The organism is Microcoleus sp. Z1_A1 (assembly GCF_036700305.1).
In the GTDB taxonomy this organism is placed as follows: Bacteria; Cyanobacteriota; Cyanobacteriia; order Cyanobacteriales; family Microcoleaceae; genus Microcoleus.
In genome coordinates this window covers 37,646-59,584 of sequence record NZ_JAUBOR010000034.1, presented here as the reverse complement: position 1 = coordinate 59,584, position 21,939 = coordinate 37,646, and the positions used below count along the sequence as shown (strand labels likewise).

The 21,939-nt window shown below is 47.3% G+C and carries 17 protein-coding genes; 6 read left to right on the top strand and 11 right to left on the bottom strand.

Annotated features, from left to right (window positions below):
* Positions 1-558: 558 nt before the first annotated feature.
* The 3 genes from QT973_RS20560 to QT973_RS20550 form a co-directional block, all read right to left on the bottom strand.
* Positions 559-2,646 carry an acylase gene (locus QT973_RS20560; protein WP_333392071.1) on the bottom strand — a complete coding sequence of 696 codons (2,088 nt, stop codon included), beginning with the start codon at positions 2,644-2,646 and terminating at the stop codon, positions 559-561.
* 371 nt (positions 2,647-3,017) lie between these two features.
* A complete protein-coding gene (locus QT973_RS20555; RefSeq protein WP_333058276.1) occupies positions 3,018-4,091 on the bottom strand; it encodes a hypothetical protein in 1,074 nt (357 codons plus the stop codon).
* A gap of 102 nt (positions 4,092-4,193) precedes the next feature.
* Positions 4,194-5,741 carry a TonB family protein gene (locus QT973_RS20550; RefSeq protein WP_333392069.1) on the bottom strand — a complete coding sequence of 516 codons (1,548 nt, stop codon included), beginning with the start codon at positions 5,739-5,741 and terminating at the stop codon, positions 4,194-4,196.
* 744 nt (positions 5,742-6,485) lie between these two features.
* Between QT973_RS20550 and QT973_RS20545 the strand changes: the two genes are divergently transcribed.
* Positions 6,486-7,145, top strand: coding sequence for a MotA/TolQ/ExbB proton channel family protein (locus QT973_RS20545; protein WP_333392068.1), 660 nt, complete (start codon positions 6,486-6,488; stop codon positions 7,143-7,145).
* Entirely contained in the window at positions 7,129-7,530 is a 402-nt protein-coding gene (locus QT973_RS20540) for a biopolymer transporter ExbD (protein WP_333058280.1), read from the top strand. The genes QT973_RS20545 and QT973_RS20540 overlap by 17 nt, the downstream gene beginning before the upstream one ends.
* A 236-nt stretch (positions 7,531-7,766) precedes the next feature.
* Here QT973_RS20540 and hemL read toward each other — a convergent pair whose 3' ends face one another.
* Positions 7,767-9,065 carry a glutamate-1-semialdehyde 2,1-aminomutase gene (gene hemL, locus QT973_RS20535; protein ID WP_333058281.1) on the bottom strand — a complete coding sequence of 433 codons (1,299 nt, stop codon included), beginning with the start codon at positions 9,063-9,065 and terminating at the stop codon, positions 7,767-7,769.
* Between the two features lie 327 nt (positions 9,066-9,392).
* Here hemL and hisIE point away from each other — a divergent pair, with 327 nt between their 5' ends.
* On the top strand, positions 9,393-10,043 hold the full coding sequence (gene hisIE, locus QT973_RS20530) for a bifunctional phosphoribosyl-AMP cyclohydrolase/phosphoribosyl-ATP diphosphatase HisIE (RefSeq protein ID WP_333058282.1): 651 nt from the start codon (positions 9,393-9,395) through the stop codon (positions 10,041-10,043).
* Between the two features lie 226 nt (positions 10,044-10,269).
* Here hisIE and QT973_RS20525 read toward each other — a convergent pair whose 3' ends face one another.
* The gene (locus tag QT973_RS20525) at positions 10,270-11,532 is read right to left on the bottom strand and encodes an MFS transporter (protein WP_333392066.1); all 1,263 of its coding nucleotides are present in this window, start codon (positions 11,530-11,532) and stop codon (positions 10,270-10,272) included.
* A gap of 324 nt (positions 11,533-11,856) precedes the next feature.
* Between QT973_RS20525 and QT973_RS20520 the strand changes: the two genes are divergently transcribed.
* Positions 11,857-12,363 (top strand): hypothetical protein, encoded by a 507-nt coding sequence (locus tag QT973_RS20520; RefSeq protein ID WP_333392064.1) that lies wholly within the window; start codon positions 11,857-11,859, stop codon positions 12,361-12,363.
* Between the two features lie 434 nt (positions 12,364-12,797).
* Here QT973_RS20520 and QT973_RS20515 read toward each other — a convergent pair whose 3' ends face one another.
* From QT973_RS20515 to QT973_RS20500, 4 genes are all read right to left on the bottom strand, one after another.
* Positions 12,798-13,091 (bottom strand): TMEM165/GDT1 family protein, encoded by a 294-nt coding sequence (locus tag QT973_RS20515; RefSeq protein WP_333058285.1) that lies wholly within the window; start codon positions 13,089-13,091, stop codon positions 12,798-12,800.
* A 60-nt stretch (positions 13,092-13,151) separates the two neighbouring features.
* A complete protein-coding gene (locus QT973_RS20510) occupies positions 13,152-13,619 on the bottom strand; it encodes a TMEM165/GDT1 family protein (RefSeq protein ID WP_333245931.1) in 468 nt (155 codons plus the stop codon).
* A gap of 396 nt (positions 13,620-14,015) precedes the next feature.
* Positions 14,016-14,666, bottom strand: a complete 651-nt coding sequence (gene upp, locus QT973_RS20505; protein ID WP_333058287.1) for a uracil phosphoribosyltransferase — start codon at positions 14,664-14,666, stop codon at positions 14,016-14,018.
* A 252-nt stretch (positions 14,667-14,918) separates the two neighbouring features.
* Entirely contained in the window at positions 14,919-15,152 is a 234-nt protein-coding gene (locus QT973_RS20500; RefSeq protein ID WP_333209341.1) for a hypothetical protein, read from the bottom strand.
* A 24-nt stretch (positions 15,153-15,176) separates the two neighbouring features.
* Between QT973_RS20500 and crtH the strand changes: the two genes are divergently transcribed.
* Positions 15,177-16,721, top strand: coding sequence for a carotenoid isomerase (gene crtH / locus QT973_RS20495; protein WP_333209339.1), 1,545 nt, complete (start codon positions 15,177-15,179; stop codon positions 16,719-16,721).
* Between the two features lie 299 nt (positions 16,722-17,020).
* Here crtH and QT973_RS20490 read toward each other — a convergent pair whose 3' ends face one another.
* The gene (locus QT973_RS20490; RefSeq protein ID WP_333058289.1) at positions 17,021-17,461 is read right to left on the bottom strand and encodes a pentapeptide repeat-containing protein; all 441 of its coding nucleotides are present in this window, start codon (positions 17,459-17,461) and stop codon (positions 17,021-17,023) included.
* A gap of 530 nt (positions 17,462-17,991) precedes the next feature.
* Between QT973_RS20490 and QT973_RS20485 the strand changes: the two genes are divergently transcribed.
* Positions 17,992-21,357: an EAL domain-containing protein gene (locus QT973_RS20485; RefSeq protein WP_333392062.1), complete on the top strand. Its 3,366-nt coding sequence runs from the start codon at positions 17,992-17,994 to the stop codon at positions 21,355-21,357.
* A gap of 298 nt (positions 21,358-21,655) precedes the next feature.
* Here QT973_RS20485 and sipA read toward each other — a convergent pair whose 3' ends face one another.
* A complete protein-coding gene (sipA, locus tag QT973_RS20480) occupies positions 21,656-21,895 on the bottom strand; it encodes a regulatory protein SipA (protein ID WP_333058291.1) in 240 nt (79 codons plus the stop codon).
* Between the last annotated feature and the right edge of the window lie 44 nt (positions 21,896-21,939).

Genomic DNA, 21,939 nt, shown 5'->3' with positions numbered 1-21,939 from the left:
CAGCACTGCCCAAAAAACCCGGTGGAAAGCATTACGCTGTCATGTTCAACCAATGTGTAATCGGAACGAAGTAAAGCTCTCACAGCCCTTAAAAATAAGTAGGTTGCTAGCCGTAAGCTGTGAGTGTGAGGGATGGTTGCAGAAGCTAAAGCTCTGCTGTAATAGCAGAGATATGCTGACAGCGCCGGGTGGTGTAAAAGATAGAGACTAAGTAACCCTTTAAAAGCCTAATGCCACAGAAAAATCTGATGGTGGGATGTAGGGGTAAAAGGAAAACTATCAAGCGGTATAAATCATCTCGTGATGCGATCTTACTGTATCCATAACCAGGATTACATCATTCAGGAGCCGTGTGCGGTGAAAGTCGCAAGCACGGTTTTGTAGGAGAGATGGTAGGGGACACTCTGCCATCGACTCTCTAACTGGATCGGAATGATTTAACCGCAGAGGGCGCAGAGAACGCAGAGGGAGAGAATACAGAGAGGAATAATTCGGATGCTACCGGATTTGATATCAAGGGGAAACGGCGCACAGAAGTCTTCTTCCTTCTGCCTTCTGCTATAGTTTTTGGCGCGAACTTAGGTGAGCTTCAATTTCCGATCGCGATCGCCATACAGGGCGCAATTCCTTGCGAGCAAAGAGCTGCGACTGATCGCCGGCGTGGGGCGAACCAGGTTGAGTGGCGTTGCCGTAACTGTTTAGCGCCATCGCTTTCACCGGATTCGAGAACTCAATCGCAGCGACAAAAGAATCGCCTGCAACCGCTTGAAAGCGATTGTCTTTCCCAGGAGCGAACCATACTGAGCGAAATACACCCAAATCACCGTCACCTCCATTTGCGGGCAGATTCGCTTCCCCAGGCAATCGGAAGACTTCCCCCCATGCCACATCTAACGTGCCATAAGTTACCTCAACTTTTACTGCTGTCGCTTCCAGCACCCGCACCGCCTCCGCAGGATTTGCCAACCCGTCTGGCGTCGTTAGCGGCGCATCTTCGCTCCAAGGTTTAGCGAATAACTTATCGTCATCCATCGCTTTTTTCCAAAAGGCAAACAGCACCGCACCGCGACTGTCAGCATCGACTTTGCGATCCCAAGTGGCGAGAACTTCCGCAGCGCGGCGCGCTTTTTCACTGCCTTGCCGTGCGGCGGGAATTAAATCATCGAGGAGGCGATCGGCGAGTTCTACCTGAGTGGAATGTTTGTATTGCATCAATTCATCGAAAGAGATTTTTGCATCTTCTAACAGCATTTTTGCCGATCGCTGCGATCGCAAGTCCATCGGGCCGCGCGGTGCCATGTAGGCGGGATATTTATCCGGTGCGATCGCACTGGGAAACGTCGTCGTCCAGGGAGGATCGTTGGTATTTTGCAACCAACCGCTGGGCGGATCGACAACGCGCGGCAAATCCGCATAGGGATGATTTTTGCTCCACAAAGTCTCTGACGTATTGCCTGCGATCGTGCCTGACCAGTATTTAAAATCTCCGTTTTTGCGTATGGGGACTTGACCGTTAAACAAGTGCATGATATGCCCCTCTCGATCGGCATACATGACGGTAAACATGGGAATTTCTAAGCGCTTTAAAACAGCCTCAAATTCATTGAAATTCCGGGCTCGTGCCATATCCCACCACTGCTGAAGGGCTGCTGGTTTATCGAGTCCGACAACGCGCAGGGCGATCGCTTTGCCCTGTTTTTCTGTGAGAATCGGCCCGTGAACAGAACGCCGCACTACTAGAGATTCCGATCGCAAATTCCCATTCTTTTCTTTGACTTTTAAAACCTTCTCTTCCCTGTCAAAACTTCGGACTTCGCCATCGAAGCGATAGCCATCGTTAGCGAGGGGCAATTCGTAGGCATCCCAGCCATCGTGAGTGTTGACAGTATGAGTCCATCCCAAGTTGTCGTTAAAGGCGATCGTTAATACAGGAAATCCGACGAGAGTCGCTCCGTAAGCGTTAATTTCTGGGGCAACCAGTTGTGCTTCGTACCATAAATATAAATCCGACCAAGGAAGGTGAGGATTTGCCAATAGCATGGCATTGCCACTTTGAGAATGGGAAGGAGCGATCGCCCAACCATTAGAGCCTTTGGGGGTGTGATTTTCAGTGAGATTTTCAACGCGCTCTGGATCGACTACAAAAGTAAAATTGATGACACGCTGCTCGTGTGCCAATACATCTGCCGGTTTGAGGGGCAATGCTACCTTTAATTCTTCCGTGAGCGCCTCTGGGTGTTCTTTTGCATAGGCATTCATTCCGCCAACAAAAGCATCGAGATAGTTGCGAAAAATGGGAGTTTGTGATTCATACCACGCCTTTGCACGATTAGGAATTCCCATAGTTTGCACCCAGCGATCGGATTCCAGATAATCTTCACCCCAAAATTCCGCAGCTTGTCCGCGAGCTTGCCCGTAAAGACGCAAAATCAGATTACCGTGACTTTGCATCTGCGCCCACCCAAAAGCGTAGAAAAGGCTTTTAGTATTCTCTCCGTAAATATGTGGAATTCCATAGGTATCCCAAAGAATTTGAGTGCCTGTTTGAGGCGAGGATTGAACCCCATTATTTAGAAGCAAAACTAAAATAAAACTCATTAATAACGAAACAATCCGTCGGTCTTGTTTTTTTAGTTGTAGAAACACTGGAAATTAATTGGCTAGGGTGGTTTAAACTGAGAAATTGCAGCCTTTTAAACAAGCTGCATGAACAAAACGCCGAGGATTTAAACCCCTTTTATGGAGAACAAGGGAAAAATTTATACCAAATCCGTTGCCCCAAAATGTAATCTATCTACGTCTATCTGAGTCGATATGCAGTTAAAAAAATAACTTTTCTTCGAGCTATCCAGAAAATCCTAAAAAAGACCCTGTGTAAATCGGATGTGAAATTAAAAACCCTCCGCTAGCTCACCAACTTGAAAAGCGCTATAAAACGCCGCTGTGCCTACTGTAAAGCGCCTTATGTTATTGGTGAGGAGGGGGGGTAAACAAGTAGGGCGAGATAGGTTATAAGGTTATTTTTTAATTTGACCTTGTTGCCAATTTCCTTCTACTTTCGTTCCATCTGCATAAATGTAGGAACCTTGCCCGTGTTTCTGGCCGTTGAGGAATTCACCTTGATAGCGATCGCCATTGGCGTAAATGCAGGTACCTTTGCCGTTGAACTGACCATCGCTAAATTCGCCTTCGCAGCGATCGCCATTCTTAAAAACGTAAACTCCTTTCCCGCTCATCTTACCCTTGACAAAAGTGCCTTTATAGCTATCTCCATTGGCGAACTCGCGGACACCTTCACCACTAAATTCTCCATTGTCAAACGGCCCTTGATAACGTCCTCCTTCTTTAAAAGTAAACAACCCCTGACCTTGAGTGTTGCCCTTGACAAACTCTCCTTCATAGCGGTTGCCATTCGGATATTCGCGAACCCCTTTACCGTGAAATTGCCCTTCACTAAATTGCCCCTCATAACGGCCTCCGACCGCAAAGGTATAAATTCCCTGTCCGTGAGGCAAGTTATTCAGCAACTCTCCTTCGTAGCGGTTCTTATTAGCATATTGACAGACGCCTTTGCCGTTAACTTTTCCTTCTTTAATATCTCCTTCGCATCGAGTGCCATTACTGAACGTAAAAGCCCCACGACCGCTGGGAGAACCACTCGTAAAAGAGCCTTCGTAACGAATGCCGTTAGTCGAGGTAAAAGTGCCTGTACCGTCGAACTCACCGTTTTTAAAAGTACCTTCGTAGCGGTTGCCGTTAGCAAATTCGCGGACACCTTTACCGTTGAATTCACCCAAGGCAAATTCTCCTTGATATTTACCTTCTTCTTTAAAGGTATAAATTCCTTGACCGTGAGGTTGGCCGTTGAGAAAAGAGCCTTCGTAGCGATCGCCGTTGGCATATTGACACATGCCGGGGCCGCTGAGTTTTCCCTCACTCAATTCTCCCTCGCAACGTCCGCCATCGGGTAAAGTAATTACTCCTGCCATTGCGCTGTGAGGGTTGGCAAACAACAAAGCCATTCCCAAGTTGGTACCAAGTAATAGAGTGAGTCCAACTCGCTGAAGTTTACTTAATATTGCTGACGACATTCCCACATTCATAATTCACAAAAAATTCAACTTTTAACTTTGCTATTCCTTGGACGGTGCTATAGAATTCCCAGCCAAATTGCTATAGTCTCAATAAAATCCCTAGTCAGTGAGCCGGAAGATAATGACTATTCTTTCCCCTTGAATGCCACTCTCTGATGGGGCATATTTCCTTTCTTGTACTTGTTTCATCGCTGCGCGATTCAAGTCGTTGTATTTGCTAGGAGTCAATATCTTGATGTTGGATGTCTTACCGTTGGGGTCAATGTCACAAATGAGTTCCACTTGGCCTTGGCGCCCTTCTTCTCTGGCTGCGATCGGATATTCAGGTTTACCGCAGCCACTAATGCAAGTGGCCAGAGGCGCGCCGGCAGGGCGCGAAGGACTCCCCCCTCTTCCTGGATTTGTCGGTTTTGGCATTGGCCCGGAACCGCTGCCAAATGGCCCTGACGAACCCCCGCCGCCATTTCCACCTCCACCGGGTGATGAGTTCGATGCACTTCCTGCAGGGCTACCAGAGGAGGGGAGGTTTCCTACATCCCCGATCGCACTTCCCGAATTTCCGCCACCTCCTGGCCTAGTAGCTGTGACTGGTGAGCCAGCCGCAGGCGATCGGGGCGATCGCCCCGAACCAGCCGCAAATGGCTCATCAGAAGGTATGTTGCCATTTTCGCGGGCACCGGATGGTGAGTTCGACGCACTTCCTCCGGGGCTATCAGGGGAGGAGGGGTTTGTGAGATCCCCGATCGCATTTCCAGAGTTACTACCGCCTCCTGGCCTAGTAGCTGTGACTGGCGGGCCAGCCCCGGGCGATCGCTGTATGGGCCCGGAAGAAGGATTTAATGGCTCTGAGGAAGGTTCCCCGCTACCCGCCGAAGCAGGCGGCTGGTTTTCAGGGCTGTCTGAGGAGTTGGGATTTCCAGCATCTTTTGTAAAGTCTGTGGAACTTGCAGCACCCTTGGGGCGGGAGTCGCTAACGGGTGGTTCGCTTTTTGGAGGATCGGGCGAGGGGGTTTCGGGTTCCTGGGCGATCGGGGTTTGAGGAGTTTTTGGGGAATTGAAATCCTCTTGAGGTGCGGGGGAAGGCTCGATAGGAGTTGGTGGTGGCGTTGCCGCTACTGGCGGCTCCTCTGGAATCGGCGGTGGCGTTACCGCTACTGGCGGCTCCTCTGGAATCGGCGGTGGCGTTACCGCTACCGGTGGCTCCTCTGGAATCGGCGGTGGCGTTACCGCTACCGGTGGCTCCTCTGGAATCGGCGGTGGCGTTGCCGCTACCGGTGGCTCCTCTGGAATCGGCGGTGGCGTTGCCGCTACTGGCTGCTCCTCTGGAATCGGCGGTGGCGTTGCGGCTACCGGTGGCTCCTCTGCAGGAGTTGGCTCTGGTGGCGGTTCTGGTTTGAACGTCTCAGGCGGGGGAGATGCCTTTTCTGGAATAGTCGGCTCTGGCTTGGTTTCCTCTACTGTGGGCTCATCAAGCACAACAATTTCAATTGCATCCTCTTCAAATTCAGCAGGTTTGACCAACTTGAGGCTCAACGGCAGCGCGACACCGTGCAGTAAGGTTGAGGCTAACAGACTGATCGCCAGAACTTTTTTGAGAGCTTCTTCTTGTTGTTGTCTTTGCGTCGCCGAAATATTTGAAAAACTCATGCCTTCTCACTCTCCTTTATGGATGGCAACATCCTCGCTGGCTCCCCGACATCACCCGAAACAAGCTACCAACTGCGGGTTGAGCTTGCTATCACTGATGAACCTACCCATCCTATAAGAAGACTGTCACCCTGTTCAAGACTCTTGCAATTAATTTTCATTATTTAATTTTGAGATAGGGGCTAGAGGCTACCAATCAGCATTTTCTTTGGGGGCGTCTACTTTGCTCTTATGGGCGGTGTCAATGTTCTGATTCTGGCAGGGCCAGGTTCCACAACGCCTTAAATGCAATACTCTAGCCCCTAATCTACCAACAAAATTCCACATTCTCAAGCTTTTCATAAAAATCAATTAATTAGTAAAACTTATTTTTTTTTGCTATCAGTTCGATAATTATTATCTAAAAGTGTGGCGCATGACTTGACAAACCCTGAACTTTGTGGAAACCTAGTTGAGAATCTTTTAAATTATTGAAGATTATTGTCAAGTCCTAACGCAAATATTTAGCAAAGAAGCACTGGCAGAACAATCTGTCGCGATCTCGATCGGGATCGCAGTAGGAGCATTTTGGGTACAGACGAAGATAGTCACATACAGGTAGTGCGATCGCCCTTGAGTGAAACAATTCGCAGCCTGAATCACTTGTGCCGACTTGACGCAGAAACTCTACCAACCTTCGATCGGGCTAATTGCACCATTAGGCAGCTTGCGATCATTCAACAGAGCTAGCGAGAGTACAAATCAATGGATGCTTTCATTTACATTTTTCGCGCCGCAGGCATTGTTGCTTGGCCGCTATTGGCCTCCTCAATCGCAGCAGTCGCGCTGATCATAGAGCGTCTTGCCTTTTGGTTTAGGGTAAATCGGCGGCAGCGGCGAGTCGTGCGAGAAGTGCTACAGCTTTACAGTCAAAACCCCGATTCCGCCATCAAAAAGTTACAAGTAAACAGCGATTTGCCCCTAGCCCGGATTTTTTTAGAAGCTTTAGAATTAGACTCCCCCAACATCGAAGAATTTCGTTTGGCCTTAGAGAGTGGTGCTCAGGCAGAAATCCCCATCCTGAAGCGATTCAATACAATATTTGACACCATTATCAGCCTTTCCCCACTATTTGGGTTGCTCGGAACAGTTTTGGGGTTAATTACCACCTTTAGTTCTCTCAAACTGGGGAATGCCACGGGCACCAATGCCGCAGGCGTTACTTCTGGGATTAGCGAAGCCCTCGTTTCTACGGCAATAGGGTTAGTTGTGGCAATCTTTACACTCTTATTTGCCAATATGTTTCGCGGGTTTTACTTACAGCAGATAGCTTTTATTCAGGAAGCTGGAGGCCAGCTAGAGTTAATGTACCGTCACCGCTACGAAAAACTACCAAGAGAATCTAATTATGCGCCTACCCGATGAACCTGAGACTATTGCCCAGATTAACATCGTGCCAATGATTGATGTGGTCTTCGCCATATTAACGTTTTTAATTGTTTCCTCTCTGTCTTTATCCAAATCCGAGGGTCTACCCGTAAATTTACCGAAAGCATCAACCTCTCAAGTTCAGGACTCGCCTGCTAAAATTACCGTCACCATTGATGCTAATGGAAAATTAATGGTTGATAAAAAGTTAGTCAACTTAGACCAGATTGAGAGTACAGTGCGACAGGTAATGGGGTCAAATCAGAACTCCTTAATTGTGTTGAATGCAGATAAAAGCGTCAATCACGGAAATGTTGTGGAAGTTATGGATCGATTACGCCGAATTAAGGGAGCTAAGTTAGGGATTGCTACCGCAAAGTAGAGAGTTCCTATAATTACTAATTTGTAATTCCCTCACACCCTTAAACATGAATTACCCCGTGAAAATTTACTAAAAAAGCCTGTAAGCCTGATTAAAAGGTAGTCCTGAATAGTCTGTATGATTCAGGACTTTATTTGATAAAGCAGTTAAAAATTAAAGTCCTTACTGCCAACAAACAGCAAGGACTTTAATTATTTATTCCTGAGTTTTAAGGATGAAAATCCTTACTACACACGTTAAATACTGGCCATCACTTCACGCGCTGCAGCCAAAGTTCGATCGATATCTTCCTCAGTATGAGCCAAAGAAGTAAATCCCGCCTCAAACTGCGAAGGAGCCAGATAAATTCCGTGCTCCAACATTCCCCGGTGAAAGCGGCTGAACTTTGTCAAATCCGACTTCTTCGCATCCTCATAATTGTGAACCGGGCCAGCCGCAAAAAACAAGCCAAACATCCCGCTAATTTGCCCGCCCCAAGCCGCGTGCCCGGTTTCCTTAGCAATTTTTAGCAATCCGTCAGACAGTTTTTTAGTAATCTTATCCAACTGTTCGTAAGTGCCGGGTTTTTGCAGCAATTCCAAAGTCTTAATCCCAGCAGTCATCGCCAAAGGATTTCCCGAAAGCGTACCCGCTTGATACATCGGGCCAGCAGGAGCCACCATCCCCATAATATCCCGCCTTCCCCCGTAAGCTCCCACCGGCAAACCGCCACCGATAACTTTACCCAAAGTAGTCAAATCCGGGGTGACACCGAATCTTTCCTGAGCTCCACCGTAGGCGATGCGGAAACCAGTCATTACTTCATCAAAAACCAACAAAGCACCGTTATCTTTAGTAATTTCCCGCAAACCTTCGAGAAAACCTGCATCCGGGGTAATAAAACCGGCATTCCCCACCACTGGTTCGAGAATTACGCCTGCTATCTCGCCGGGATTTTCGGCAAATAAAGCTTTGACTGCTTCTAAATCATTGTAGGGAGCGTTGAGGGTATTGGCAGTAGTGGATTTCGGGACGCCCGGAGAGTCGGGAAGGCCCAGAGTTGCGACACCGGAACCGGCTTTTACCAAGAACATATCGGCGTGCCCGTGATAGCAACCTTCAAATTTAATCAGTTTATCGCGTCCGGTGAAAGCTCGCATCAGGCGCAAAACGGCCATACAGGCTTCGGTGCCGGAGTTGACAAATCGCACCATTTCAATGCTGGGAACGGCATCGATGACCATTTCGGCGAGTACGTTTTCCAACAGCGATGGTGCGCCGAAACTCGTACCTTTTTCTAAAGATTCGTGCAAGGCTTTGATGACTTCCGGGTGGGCGTGGCCACAGATGGCGGGGCCCCAAGTGCCTACATAGTCAATGTATTGGTTTTCGTCAACATCCCAAATGTAGGCTCCTTTTACCCTGTCAAAGACGATGGGCTGTCCGCCCACGGATTTGAAGGCGCGGACGGGGGAACTGACGCCACCTGGCATCAACTTCTGGGCTGCAGCGAAAATTTCTTCTGATTTGGTAGTTTTCAAGGTTGTGGAAACCAATGTTTTCTCCTTAGTGAACGTCTGTTGTTGGTAGAATAATTTTATAGCCAGTTCAACATAAAGGTTAGGTCGATTCAAGGAAACTATTCTAGTAGATTTTAGGGTACAAACCAATCAGTAGCAATACTAGCTTGGGTTTTTTAGGCTTTGTCGCACTAGCACCGAGCGCCCTAAAATGTAATTTTTTGTAAAATAGTTCTTGACAATTTAGCCATCCCTTGCTCAATCTTCTCTCTTCCTCTGCGTCATCTGCGTTCTCTGCGGTTAATAAAAAAACAATCTCCGACAGGAAAGCGTTAATCTATATTACCAAGTTGAAATAAAATTATGTCTACTACTGATTTATCGAGTTTGAGCCGATCGATCCCAATTGAAAAGATTCGTTACGACGATCGCGGTTTAGTGCCTGCGATCGTCCAAGATTATTTGGACGGTACAGTGTTAATGATGGCCTGGATGAATCGGGAGTCCCTGCAAAAAACGCTCTCTACCGGGCAAACTTGGTTTTGGAGTCGATCGCGCGCCCAATTGTGGCCCAAAGGCGCGACTTCGGGACACATTCAAAATGTCAAAGGGCTGCGTTACGACTGCGATAGCGATGCTTTGCTAGTCACTGTCGAACAAGTCGGAGATATTGCTTGTCACACGGGAGAAAGAAGTTGTTTTCACCAAGTTGATGGGGAAATTCAACCGCCGCCAGGGGATATGTTATCTCAATTATTTGCGGTAATTTGCGATCGGCGAGACAATCCTAACGAAAGTTCTTATACTTGCAAATTGTTCGAGGGCGGCGACAACAAGATTCTCAAGAAAATTGGCGAAGAGTCGGCGGAAGTTGTGATGGCTTGCAAAGATGACGATAAAGAGGGGATTGCTGGGGAAGTTGCGGATTTATTTTATCACGCTTTGGTTGCTTTGGCTCACCATCAAGTTGATTTGAGAGAAGTTTACCGCAAATTGGGCGATCGACGAAAATAAATTAGTTATTGGTTATTGGGCATTGGGCATTGGGCATTGGGCATTGGGCATTGGGCATTGGTATAGCCATCCTAAATCATTTGTAAATTTCTTACTCCCTCCCCTTACTAAGGGGAGGGTTGGGGTGGGGTAAAAAATTTACGACTCATGTAGGATTGCTATAGCAGCAACAAATGACTAATGACTAATAACTAATGACTGCTGACTAATGACTAATTACTAATAACTAATGACTGCTATTTTTCAACATTCGATCGAGCTTTTGCAAAATAAAAATAGCCGCGCCCACACTCAAAGCCAAACCCAACCAAAAATTATCCGCCGCCCCTTTACCTCCATCCAAAGCCAAACCGCCCAGCGGCGGCCCGATTAAATAGCCGATCGCCCAACACTGAGAACTAACCGCCAAATACACGCCCCGCAAAGACTCCGGCGCTAAATCCACCACCAAAGCAGAAGCAAAAGGCGTATAAGCAACAGTCGCCATCGACAAAAAGCTCAAGCCTAAAACAGCTAATAATAGATTGCCAGTGGCAGCCATTCCCGTCAAGCCGATCGCGATAAATCCCATTCCCCATAGCAGCGCAGAAATCATCAAAGCTTTCGGATGGGAAAACCGCTTCAAAGCTTTAACAACCGGCAGTTGCAAAGCCACAGTTAAAAACGTGCTAAAAGCAAACAAAACCGTAATTGTACCTGTAGAAAAGCCTTTTCCCGATGTCCCCACCGCGACAAACTTGCTAAAGTACAGCGGCATTGTGGTTTGGATTTGGGAAATATATAATGTGAACAGGGTATTTACTAAAGCATAAACTAGAAGACTTCGATCGCTCAGCGCCACCATCCAGCCATTTTCCCGATTCTTTTTGCCTCTATCCCCTGGATTAGCTGGTTTGTAGGTTTCGGCGATCGCGATCGCAACTACTGCAAACAGCACTAAAAACGAGATACCATCAATAATAAAGAGCGATCGATAATTCCCCGTTATAGAAATTAACAAACCACCCAAAATAATCCCAACTTGCAAACCCAAATTATCAGCCAGCCGCGTCAAAGCAAAAGCCTCCTGTCGCTGTTCGCCCTCGGTTAAATCCGCCACCATCGTCTCGGTTGGAGGCCAATACAAACCCACCCCAAAACCCATCAGTAAATTGCCCGCAATTAAGCCAGCGAAATCATTAGTCCCCGCCAGTACAAAAGAAGCCGCCGCCGAAATAATTGTCGCCAGCAATAAAGTTCGCCGCCTTCCCCAAAATTTGGAATCGCAAAAAGAACCGCCCAAAATTCTGCCGAATATTCCCGAAACTGAACCGCTACCCAAACCAATCCCAACAGCAGTAGCAGATAAACCGACGCGATCGACAAAAAATATCGGCGCGTAAAATAAAGTAAAACCGGTGCCGCTTTGGGAGAGGAATCTGCCCCAGGCAAGAATCCAGACTTGAGGGGGGAGACGGGGCAACCAAGAGGATAATTGAAGTTTAGGCATATACACTTAAATTAGGAGTTATTTCTGGACGCAAAAACCCGGTTTTTTTATGAAAAAAATACGTTATGACCTTTAATCAGGTTCAAAAACAGATGTCTTTGGTCGCAGTGCATAAGTCCTGTGAGTAATTATTAATTTATTCCGTACTTTTTCGGAATTAGTATTAATTAACCGAGGTGATGACAAACATAAGTGAGCTTAACAATTCTTCAGCGTCTGTTACACAAAAGTTACCATTAATTTAAAAATACTTAACACGATTTGAGAAAAAAGTTAGTTAAACTCTAGAAAAGGCAGAAGAAAATTTTTAGAGGGTCTAATTATATGACAGCTATTACAACATCAAGAGTGGAATCAATCAAACCGCGCTGGCAAGCAATTGTCATGGTTGCCCTAATTTTCTGGCTCAGCGTTAGCCTGATTTTGGATCTAGTAATTATGCCCAGTCTCTACGTATCTGGCATGACGACATCACCGGAGTTTGCAACAGCCGGCAATTTAATGTTCTGGGGATTCAACCGCGTTGAGTTAATCTGTTCAGGCGTGGTGGCAACGGGTTTGATGGTTTTGAGCAATTTAGTCGGTGACTTCGGCAAGCGCAGCCGCACAGCAATTTTATTATCATTGGTACTTCTGACGATCGCCCTGATTGACACCTACGCCCTGACACCCCAAATGAGCGCCTTGGGACTGCAGCTAAATCTGTTCGATTCCGCAGCAGAAGTCCCCGCCGGGATGAATCTACTGCACCAAGGCTATTTTGCATTGGAAGCGCTGAAGTTGGCTGTCGCCGGTACGCTGCTGGGCTGGTGCTACCAAAACCAAGTTTAATCGACACCCTGCTCAGAGGTTGAGTGGAGAAAAAAGACTCAACCCGCAGCGGGGGGCGTGAATTCACGCCCCCCGCTAATTTTTTTTAAATTTTAACGCGATCGTAAACACCGGATTTGATATTCATCGGCGTTAATCTGTGTTTATCTGCCCTTATCTGCGGTTCAAAACAAGAGAATTTCTTGGGCCGCAGATGACAATGTATTGACGCTAATTCACGCAGATGAAGATCGGAGATATATGAATAATCTCCGATGCTAACTGATTTTATACAACTATACGGTCAAGTTTCCTGAACCAGCGCAAAAACGGATACTTGCGAACTCCTCCCGTGGAGAAAGCAAAATTTTAGACTCTTGTTTAAACTCCCAGATTCATCTGTAGAGTAAATCTAAAATCTAAAATCTAAAATCTAAAATCTAAAATCGACTGCCCTACTCCGATGCTTCCGGTAAATCTGCTTTTGGCCACAGCAGGCGCAAACCCATTACCGCAAATCCGATCGCCGCGAGTCCCTTTACCAGTCGTTCCGGCAACACCTCTGCCGTGCTGAAGCCAATGGCCACGCCGATAAAACTGGCCAACAGCAGCGCCGACGCCGTACCAAAAAATACAGCCCGCGGCGAGTTACAACTACTGCCCAGGGCGATCGCAGCTAATTGACTTTTGTCTCCCAATTCTGACAAAAACACTGTAATAAAACTGATTCCCAAAAGTTGCCAGTCCATGTTTTTTTAGTTCTTAGTTAGCTATTGTAAAAATCTACGACTTACCGACAAGGCAGACAATTAACCCAGCACTTCCCACAGCAGAACCGCCGAAATCGCCAGTAAAATCACTCCGGCTGCTCTCTCCAAAGTTCTCGGAGCAATCCGACTAGCCAGCCACCTTCCCAGCAACACCCCCAGCAAACTGGTTGCTATCAAAGCCGAACCCGCACCCGCAAACACGATCCAAGGATTTCGAGATTCAGCCGTCATCAGCAAAATCGCGATCTGAGTTTTGTCTCCAATTTCAGCTAAAAAAATAGTTGCAAAAGTCGAAGCAAAAATTGCCCAGTGCTTGGGCTTCAGTTTCTTTTGTTCCTGACAAATATCGGGATTTACAGTCACTGAGAGTTCAGCGGGCTCCGGGGTTAAAGCAGCACAAATCTCAGTAACCTCTTTTATTTGTAGTTGTACCTGTTGTGGCAAATCATAATTGAGGTTTACTGAGTCAGAAGCAGACAAGCTTGGCGGAACAGAATCAAGTTTCACGGGCAATGAGTGCTAAACGCTATTTATTTTTGACTTGTACTTTTGATTCTAACTCTCTCGGTGCCTGCTTTTACCAAACCAGGGTCAATCGATTTTAGATTTTAGATTTTAGATTTTAGAATTGAAGGATTGAAGGATTGACCCCACGGATAAATACGTTCGGCAAGTTTCATCGGATACAGGTTTTTTATTTCTGGATCCTGAGTTTGCGCGTTGGAATGAATCACGTGGCGGGTATCCTGGATGCTTGATTTTCATCTTTTTCCCCCGATATTTCAGCAACTGGTTCCTGGAACCACTCACCCCCCCCCAAAAAGGCCTACAAGCCCCCAGACTTATCTGTCGAGTCAATCTAAAATCTAAAATCTAAAATCTAAAATTGACTGACTGGCTGGTTCATGTGCCGTAAGTTCGATCGCCCGCATCTCCCAAACCAGGTACAATAAAGCCCTGTTCGTTGACTATTTCGTCGATCGTTGCCGTGTAAATCATCAAACTTGGGTACTCTGCACTCAGCCTCTTCAAAGCCGGAGGAGCAGCCACCACAGAGATAATCCGAATCAAGCTCGGATCAATTCCCCGTGCAGTCAATTCCTGCATAGTCGCTATAATCGTCCCGCCAGTCGCCAGCATCGGCTCGCTAATTATCACCCGCGTTTCCGGGTTAAACTGCGCCGGCAATTTGTTCAAATAACAAGTCGGTTCCAGCGTCTCCTCATTTCTTGCCATGCCGAGGTGGTAAACCGAAGCCAGCGGCACAACCGTCTGAATTCCTTCGAGCAGTGACAAACCCGCCCGCAAAATCGGTACCACAACTAACGGAGCTTCTGGGTTGATAAAAGTCGCCGGACATTCTGCCAAAGGCGTTTGCACCGTTGTTTCCACTGTCGGCAGCCATTCTCGAATCGCCTCGTAAGCCAGCCACCTTCCCAATTCTGTCATCGCAGAACGAAAAAGTACCGATGGGGTGGCGGCGTCGCGGGCAACAGCCAGCCAGTGTTTAATTAACGGATGTGGAGGAACGTAAACGCGCAGTTGCAGGGACATGAGGAAATTGGGGAGATTGCTAGGTTTGAGGGATTTTATGCGGTGCGATCGATCTGCTTCGTTGGCGTAGCCCCCGTAGGGGCGGGCTTCCCCAACGGGCGATCGATCGCTCTGTGCAACTTATCACATCCTTGAGGGCGCATACAAGCCAGAGATTGAGTTAGAACCCATTCGCCGATCGACCTCCATCCGCTTATTGAAATATTTTTCTAATAGTATTGACATTAATTAGCAACAAGGCTATATTGATTTTTAGTGTTCTCCTCTCAAAGGATCGGCAGACGGGGGCAGTCGGCAATGGTAGACTGTTCCCGCATTTTTTTTTAAAAGCTGGGGCATCGGCCAAACAGGGCATCGGCCAAACAGGGCATCGGCCAAACAGGGCATCGGGCATTGCCGAACTTCGGTCTTCTTGACATCCGCTACATCCGCTACATAATCCGTTGCCGAACTTCTTGCTTCTGGAGCGATCGACTGTAAAATCATAGAATTATTAAGATTTTTAACCGAATGTCAGCTCCTACCCAATCCCAGTTATTTTCTCCCAACTCCCGCCCAACAGAGCAAGAGTTTGATGTAATTGTCATCGGTTCCGGCATTGGCGGACTCGTGACAGCCACCCAGCTAGCAGCTAAGAAAGCCAAAGTTTTAGTGCTCGAAAGCTATACAATTCCGGGGGGTAGCGCTGGATATTTCGATCGAGAAGGCTACAGATTCGATGTCGGCGCCTCCATGATTTTTGGTTTCGGACAGCGCGGCACCACCAACCTCCTCACCCGCGCCCTGAAAGCAGTCAACGTCACCTTAGAAACCATTCCCGACCCCGTACAGCTTCACTATCACTTACCCAGTGGCTTGGAACTTGAAGTTCCCCAGGCTTATGATAAATACTTGCAAGAATTAACAGACAGGTTCCCTCACGAACGCGAAGGAATCCACAAATTTTACGGCGAATGCTGGAGCGTCTTCAACTGCCTCAACGGCATGGAATTGCTATCCCTAGAAGAACCCGGATATCTCGTTCGAGTCTTTTTTCAGAATCCTTTAGCCTGTTTGGGATTAGTAAAATATCTGCCTCAAAATACTGGCGACATTGCGCGGCGCTACATAAAAGACCCTACTTTGCTGAAATTTATCGACATGGAATGCTACTACTGGTCTGTAGTACCCGCAGACTTGACGCCAATGATTAATGCCGGAATGGTATTTTCCGACAGGCATTACGGTGGCATCAATTATCCCAAAGGCGGAGTCGGTCAAATTGCCCAAAAATTAGTCGAAGGATTAGAAAAATGTGGCGGGAAAATTCAATACAAAGCTAAAGCGAAAAAAATTATCACAGAAAACGGTCGCGCTGTCGGAGTCGAGCTCGCAACCGGCGAAGTTTACCGCGCCAAGCGCATAGTTTCTAACGCCACGCGCTGGGATACTTTTGAGAAATTGCTTCCCGCAGAAGAGATGCCAGCTAGCGAGAAGAAATGGCAGCAACGCTATCAAAAAGCCCCCAGTTTCTTGAGTTTGCATTTGGGAGTGGAAGCAAGCGTAATCCCTGCGGGTAGTGCCTGCCACCACATTTTGTTAGAAGATTGGAACCAAATGGAAGCGCCGGAGGGAACTGTTTTGGTGTCAATTCCGACCGTGCTCGACCCGGATTTAGCTCCCGCAGGATATCACATCGTTCACGCTTTTACTTCGAGCTGGATGGAAGAGTGGGAAGGACTTTCGCAGCAGGAATATGAGGATAAAAAAGAAGAGGCCGCAGGGAGAATTATTGAAAGATTAGAAAAGATTTTTCCCGGTTTAGATGCCGGTTTGGATTATATGGAAGTGGGGACAGCGCGTTCTCACCGTCGCTTTTTGGGGCGCGAAGACGGAACTTACGGCCCGATTCCGCGACAGAAGCTAATGGGTTTGCTGGGAATGCCGTTTAATCGAACTTCTATGCCTGGTTTGTATTGTGTGGGCGACAGTACGTTTCCCGGACAGGGTTTAAATGCGGTGGCGTTTTCTGGGTTTGCTTGCGCGCACCGAATAGCGGTTGATTTGGGTTTTTAGTGGTAGTGGTAGGGTGCGTCAATCGATTGCGCGATTTTAGATTTTAGATTTTAGATTGACTTGCGCGAGATAAATGCGGGGGGCAATAAGTGATTTTCGATTTTAGATTTTGGATTGATTCCACGGATAAATCACGTGGCGGGTACCACATGAAGAAATTCGTGGTCAGATTGTTAGCTTGAAATACGATAGAAAATGTGAGGCTTCGGGGCAGTCTACAAAAAGACTAAAAACCCGGTTTCTGGGGAGAAACCGGGTTTTTAACCTCAAAATTGGTGTTTTCCATTCTTTTAACGAGTTTACTGGTCGTAGCTGCCGCCGACGCCGATTTGGGTATTGTAGATTTTTGCATCAATGATGGTCATATCTTCCATTGATGCGCCGGATACGTCAGCGGTGTTAATGATAGCCGCGGTCAGATTTGCCCGATCGAGGTCTGCGTCATTTAAACTAGCATTAGTCAGGAAAACTTTAGTTAAGTTAGCACCCGTCAAGTCAGCACCCGTCAAGTCAGCACCTTCGAGGTTTGCCTGAGATAGGTTTGCTCCTCGTAAATTTGCTTCTCTCAAATCAGCACCAATTAAATGAGCTCCCGTTAAATCGGCTCCCGACAAGTCGCACTTAAAACATTGCCCGGTTGACAATAACTGTTCGACGTGAACGGGATTTTCAGCGCGAGCCGGGCCTGCCAACACTAGGGGAGCAATTAAAAAAGTAGCGGCGAATAGATTGCGTTTCATAATCTCTTTTCCTCACAGACTCTGTATTCAACTTCTTGTCTTGATATCTACAATCGTACCATGGTTGTTTTCGCAACTTGCGATCTAATTCACACATTGGCTGTGATATCGATTGCCCTCAACAACGCATACATGGTCTCGACCAGCTTGCCAAACTTAATTTTGCAAAACTTAACACTGCCGAACTTAATACAGTGCCTTTTTGTAGTAACCTTTTCTAGGTTAGCTAATACAGCCAACAGATGCGTCTTTCTGAAGAGGGAGATGATTCGCAATGCTATGGATGATTTTAGCCGATAATCTTATCGCAAAAAGTTCACAACAAATACATTATTTTTAATAAATGTGTCACGGGATAGAAAATTTAACTTAAAATAAAGATAAGCTTCTAACTTTATAGGTAGAAGAAAAGCAGTCACTGGCCCGATCCCCAGCCCAAGCTCTGCTGCATTTTTAACAATAAATTTTAATTAGGTCTCACCAGCGCCGTAAAAATCCACCTAGTGCTTGGAAATCAGCACTTTTTTGGAATGTCGCAGAGTCCACGCGATCGCAAAACTCAATTAAATATGCTCAAAAACGATTCATCCAAGTATCTGCCCACCTTAGCTCAAGTAATAGACCGCTACCCCTTGACAGTGGCGCCCGATACCCCACTAGCAGAAGTAATTACCCTGATGGGCCAACGGCGCCCAAGTTGCTCTCTAAACGCAGTCATTCCACCAACCGATATCTATCAGCCACTAACAGAAATCGTAAATCCGCCCACATCAAGTGCATTCAGAGACGCCACAGGTATCTGCGTCTTTGTCGTGGAAAAATCACTCTTAAAATTATCCTCGCCTTGTGCTCCACATTCTCAATTGCAAGGAATCTTCACAGAAAGGGATCTTGTCGATTTGATTGCCTCGGGCAAAAACTTAAAAGGTGTCACCATCGCACAAGTGATGAGGCAGCCGACAGCAACTCTGACAAAATCCGAGAGTCAAGACATTTTCAGCGCCCTAATTCTGCTGGGGCAACGAAGAATTAAGCATCTGCCAATATTGGATAGTGAAGGTCAACTCTTAGGAGTAATTACGCCGGAAAGCATCCGCCAAGCCATGCTCAAACCGGCAAATATCTTAAAAATGCGCTGCGTGAAAGAAGTAATGACCGCACAAGTCATTCAAGCACCTCGCTCCGCGTCAGTTAGGAGTTTAGCTGAGTTGATGGCGCAGCACCGCGTTAGCTGCGTAGTAATTACTGAATCAACAGAATTATCGAGGGATTCACCGTTCCCTATTCCAGTAGGTATAGTCACAGAACGGGATATTGTGGAATTTCAAGCTTTAGATATAGATTTGTCGCAAACGATCGCCCAAACAGTGATGAGTACCCCCTTATTTAGCCTCAAGCAAGAAGACTCGCTGTGGGTAGCTCATCAGGAAATGCACCAGCGTTTAGTCCGCAGGTTGGTAGTAACGGGAGAATGCGGAGAACTCCTGGGAATAGTTACTCAAACCAACATACTGCGCGTACTTGACCCCATGGAAATGTCCGGGGCGATCGATGTTCTGCACGATTCAGTGGCAGAAAGAACTAGGGAATTGGAAAAAGCGATCGCATCCCTCAGCTTGACTAACGCCAGACTAGAAAGCGAAATTGCTATCCGCGTTAGGGCCGAGGCCAGACTCCACCTTTTAGAATCTGCTGTAGTGAACGCTAACGACGCAATCGTGATTATGGATGCCGGAGACAGCGATATCTCCGACCCCACCATCATCTATGCCAACGAAGCTTTTACCCAAATGACGGGCTACCTACCCCAAGAAATCATCGGACAAACCCCCAGTTGCTTGCGCGGCCCAGAAAGCGACCCCACCCAAGTCGCTAAAATTCGCCTGGGTTTCTCTCGCCGAGAACCCCTACGCCTAGAATTGATTAACTACCGCAAAGACGGTTCAACTTATTGGGTGGAACTCAACAGCGTACCCATTGCCGATACCTCCGGGAACGTTACCAACTGGGTGTCCGTGCAGCGAGATATTACCGATCGCAAGCGCATGGAACAAGCATTTTTTGAAGAAAAAGAACTCGCTCAGGTAACACTACAATCGATCGGCGATGCCGTCATCACTACTGACGCCGACGGCTGTATTTCCACCCTGAATCCAGTTGCCGAAACACTCACGGGTTGGTCTACCTCGGCAGCTAAAGGTTTGCCCCTCGCCAGCGTGCTGAGAATAGTTGACGAAACTACCAGGCTGCCGATCGAAAATATCGCCGAAATCGCTTTGTGCGAAGGTCGGATTGTTGACCAAGGGCGCAACAATTTGCTGATTGCCCACAACAACACCGAATTTGCGATCGACCACTGCGTCGCCCCCATCCACGCTAGCAGCGGCGAAATTGTCGGGGCCGTTGTTGTGTTCCGAGATGTCACCCAAGTGCGAACTCAAGCGCGGCAACTCACCTGGCAGGCAACTCATGACCCCCTGACGCAATTAGTCAACCGCCGGGAATTTGAGTACCAGCTAGAGCACGCCCTACACGGCGCTCAAGGTTACGGCCAAGAACACGTGATGCTTTACCTGGATCTCGATCGCTTCAAAATAGTTAACGACACCTGCGGTCATGCTGCTGGGGACGAACTGCTGCGCCAAGTCAGCCAGCTATTTAAAAGCAATATCCACAAAACCGATATTTTGGCGCGTCTCGGCGGCGATGAATTTGCCGTACTCCTGTACAATCGTCCCGTCGAACGAGGATTGAATGTTGCGGAAACGCTGCTGCGAAGCATTCAGGGCTTCCGCTTTGCGTGGCAGGACAAAACTTTTTCGATCGGCGTCAGTATCGGTTTGGTAGCAATCAATCCCAAAACAGCCTCGACATCTGCGATTTTGAGCGCCGCCGATATGGCCTGCTACGCTGCTAAAAATAAAGGTCGCAACCGGGTACAGGTTTATCAAGCCGGCGATCGAGAATTAATCAAACAGCACGGCGAAACCGAGTGGGTGGTGCAAATTCATCAAGCTTTAGAAGAGAATCGCTTTTGCTTGTACTCTCAGCCGATCGTACCTTTGCTCAACTCTCCCACCACCGGAACCCACTGCGAAATCCTCCTGCGCCTCCAGTTGGAAACTGGTGAGTTGGTGTCGCCGATGGCGTTTATTCCGGCGGCAGAACGCTACAACTTGATGCACGCGATCGACCGCTGGGTAATTAGCACGTTATTTAGCAATTTATCTAAAATTTTCACGGCAAATTTATTAGTTCAAAACCCCGGGGTAGGCAGCGATAAAATAGTTACCTTCCCTGCTTGCTCTCTTTTGTCTGATCTGCAATCCTCATTTGGCCAATATCCCAACCTTTATTCAATCAACCTTTCTGGGGACAGCCTCAACGAAGAAAAGTTTATCGAGTTTATTCAGGAACAGTTTTCTATCCATCAAATACCGCCGCAAATAATTTGTTTTGAGATTACCGAAACCGTGGCGATCGGCAATCTCAGCAAGGCAGCCAGCTTGATTTTGCAGCTCAAGGAACTAGGCTGCCAGTTTGCCTTGGACGACTTCGGCAGCGGGATGTCTTCGTTTGCTTACCTGAAAAGTTTGCCGGTTGATTATCTCAAAATAGACGGCAATTTTATTAAGCATATTGTCGATAATCCTATTGATGTCGCAATGGTGGAAGCTATTACCAAAATCGCTCACGTTATGGGAATTAAAACTATTGCCGAATATGTTGAAAATCAAACAATTATGGATAAACTCAATGAACTTGGGGTAGATTACGCTCAAGGTTATCATTTGGGCAAGCCTCAACCTTGTAACTTCACCTCTCCGATTTTAGAGGAAGTTTTGGGGGAGTTTCCTGTTAATTCTTTGGCTTTTGAGGCTAAGCTGGCTTGTTGAAGAAGGAACTTCGGCAACGAGCAAGCAATGAGATTTAACGGATTTAAGGGAGGGATGTTGAGGGAACAAGGAAAAGGGCTCGGAATGATTTAACCGCAGAGACCGCAGAGGGCGCAGAGGAAGAGAAGAGAGAGATGAATAATTCTGATACTAACGGATTTTATAGCAATCCTTGCAGGACTCGTGATTTGTTTACCCCATCCCAACCCTCCCCGAACCCCCTGGGAGTCCGTAAGAAATTCACAAATGATGCGAGGATTGCTCTATCAGATTAATTTTCCCCATTCCCCCTTCTCCATTACCCATTACCTTCTACAATTGTTTCTGCCGCTTCAATGTACTGACTGTCTAACAGAAAAGCACCTTTTTCAAAGCGAATGCCCCAATAATTGCCGGGACGCCGATCGATCACAACGCCTTCAGCGCCGATCGCAATTAAATTCGCTGGCCGCAGCATCGGCATCGGTTCGGCTGTTTTGACGTAAGGTGGCATCGCCACAACTCGGACTTTTTGACCGATTGTAAATTCTTTTTCCATGAGTTTTATTCCCTAAAAAAACGCGGCGATAAAGTAATTTTAAC

Coding starts and splice junctions, on each gene's coding strand:
- QT973_RS20545 (WP_333392068.1), top strand. CDS start 6,486: ATGGATGCTTTCATTTACATTTTTCGCGCCGCAGGCATTGTTGCTTGG.
- hisIE (WP_333058282.1), top strand. CDS start 9,393: ATGTCTACTACTGATTTATCGAGTTTGAGCCGATCGATCCCAATTGAA.
- QT973_RS20500 (WP_333209341.1), bottom strand. CDS start 15,152: ATGATTTTACAGTCGATCGCTCCAGAAGCAAGAAGTTCGGCAACGGAT.
- QT973_RS20555 (WP_333058276.1), bottom strand. CDS start 4,091: ATGTCGTCAGCAATATTAAGTAAACTTCAGCGAGTTGGACTCACTCTA.
- upp (WP_333058287.1), bottom strand. CDS start 14,666: ATGTCCCTGCAACTGCGCGTTTACGTTCCTCCACATCCGTTAATTAAA.
- sipA (WP_333058291.1), bottom strand. CDS start 21,895: ATGGAAAAAGAATTTACAATCGGTCAAAAAGTCCGAGTTGTGGCGATG.
- crtH (WP_333209339.1), top strand. CDS start 15,177: ATGTCAGCTCCTACCCAATCCCAGTTATTTTCTCCCAACTCCCGCCCA.
- QT973_RS20540 (WP_333058280.1), top strand. CDS start 7,129: ATGCGCCTACCCGATGAACCTGAGACTATTGCCCAGATTAACATCGTG.
- QT973_RS20520 (WP_333392064.1), top strand. CDS start 11,857: ATGACAGCTATTACAACATCAAGAGTGGAATCAATCAAACCGCGCTGG.
- QT973_RS20550 (WP_333392069.1), bottom strand. CDS start 5,741: ATGAGTTTTTCAAATATTTCGGCGACGCAAAGACAACAACAAGAAGAA.
- QT973_RS20485 (WP_333392062.1), top strand. CDS start 17,992: ATGTCGCAGAGTCCACGCGATCGCAAAACTCAATTAAATATGCTCAAA.
- QT973_RS20515 (WP_333058285.1), bottom strand. CDS start 13,091: ATGGACTGGCAACTTTTGGGAATCAGTTTTATTACAGTGTTTTTGTCA.
- QT973_RS20525 (WP_333392066.1), bottom strand. CDS start 11,532: ATGCCTAAACTTCAATTATCCTCTTGGTTGCCCCGTCTCCCCCCTCAA.
- QT973_RS20490 (WP_333058289.1), bottom strand. CDS start 17,461: ATGAAACGCAATCTATTCGCCGCTACTTTTTTAATTGCTCCCCTAGTG.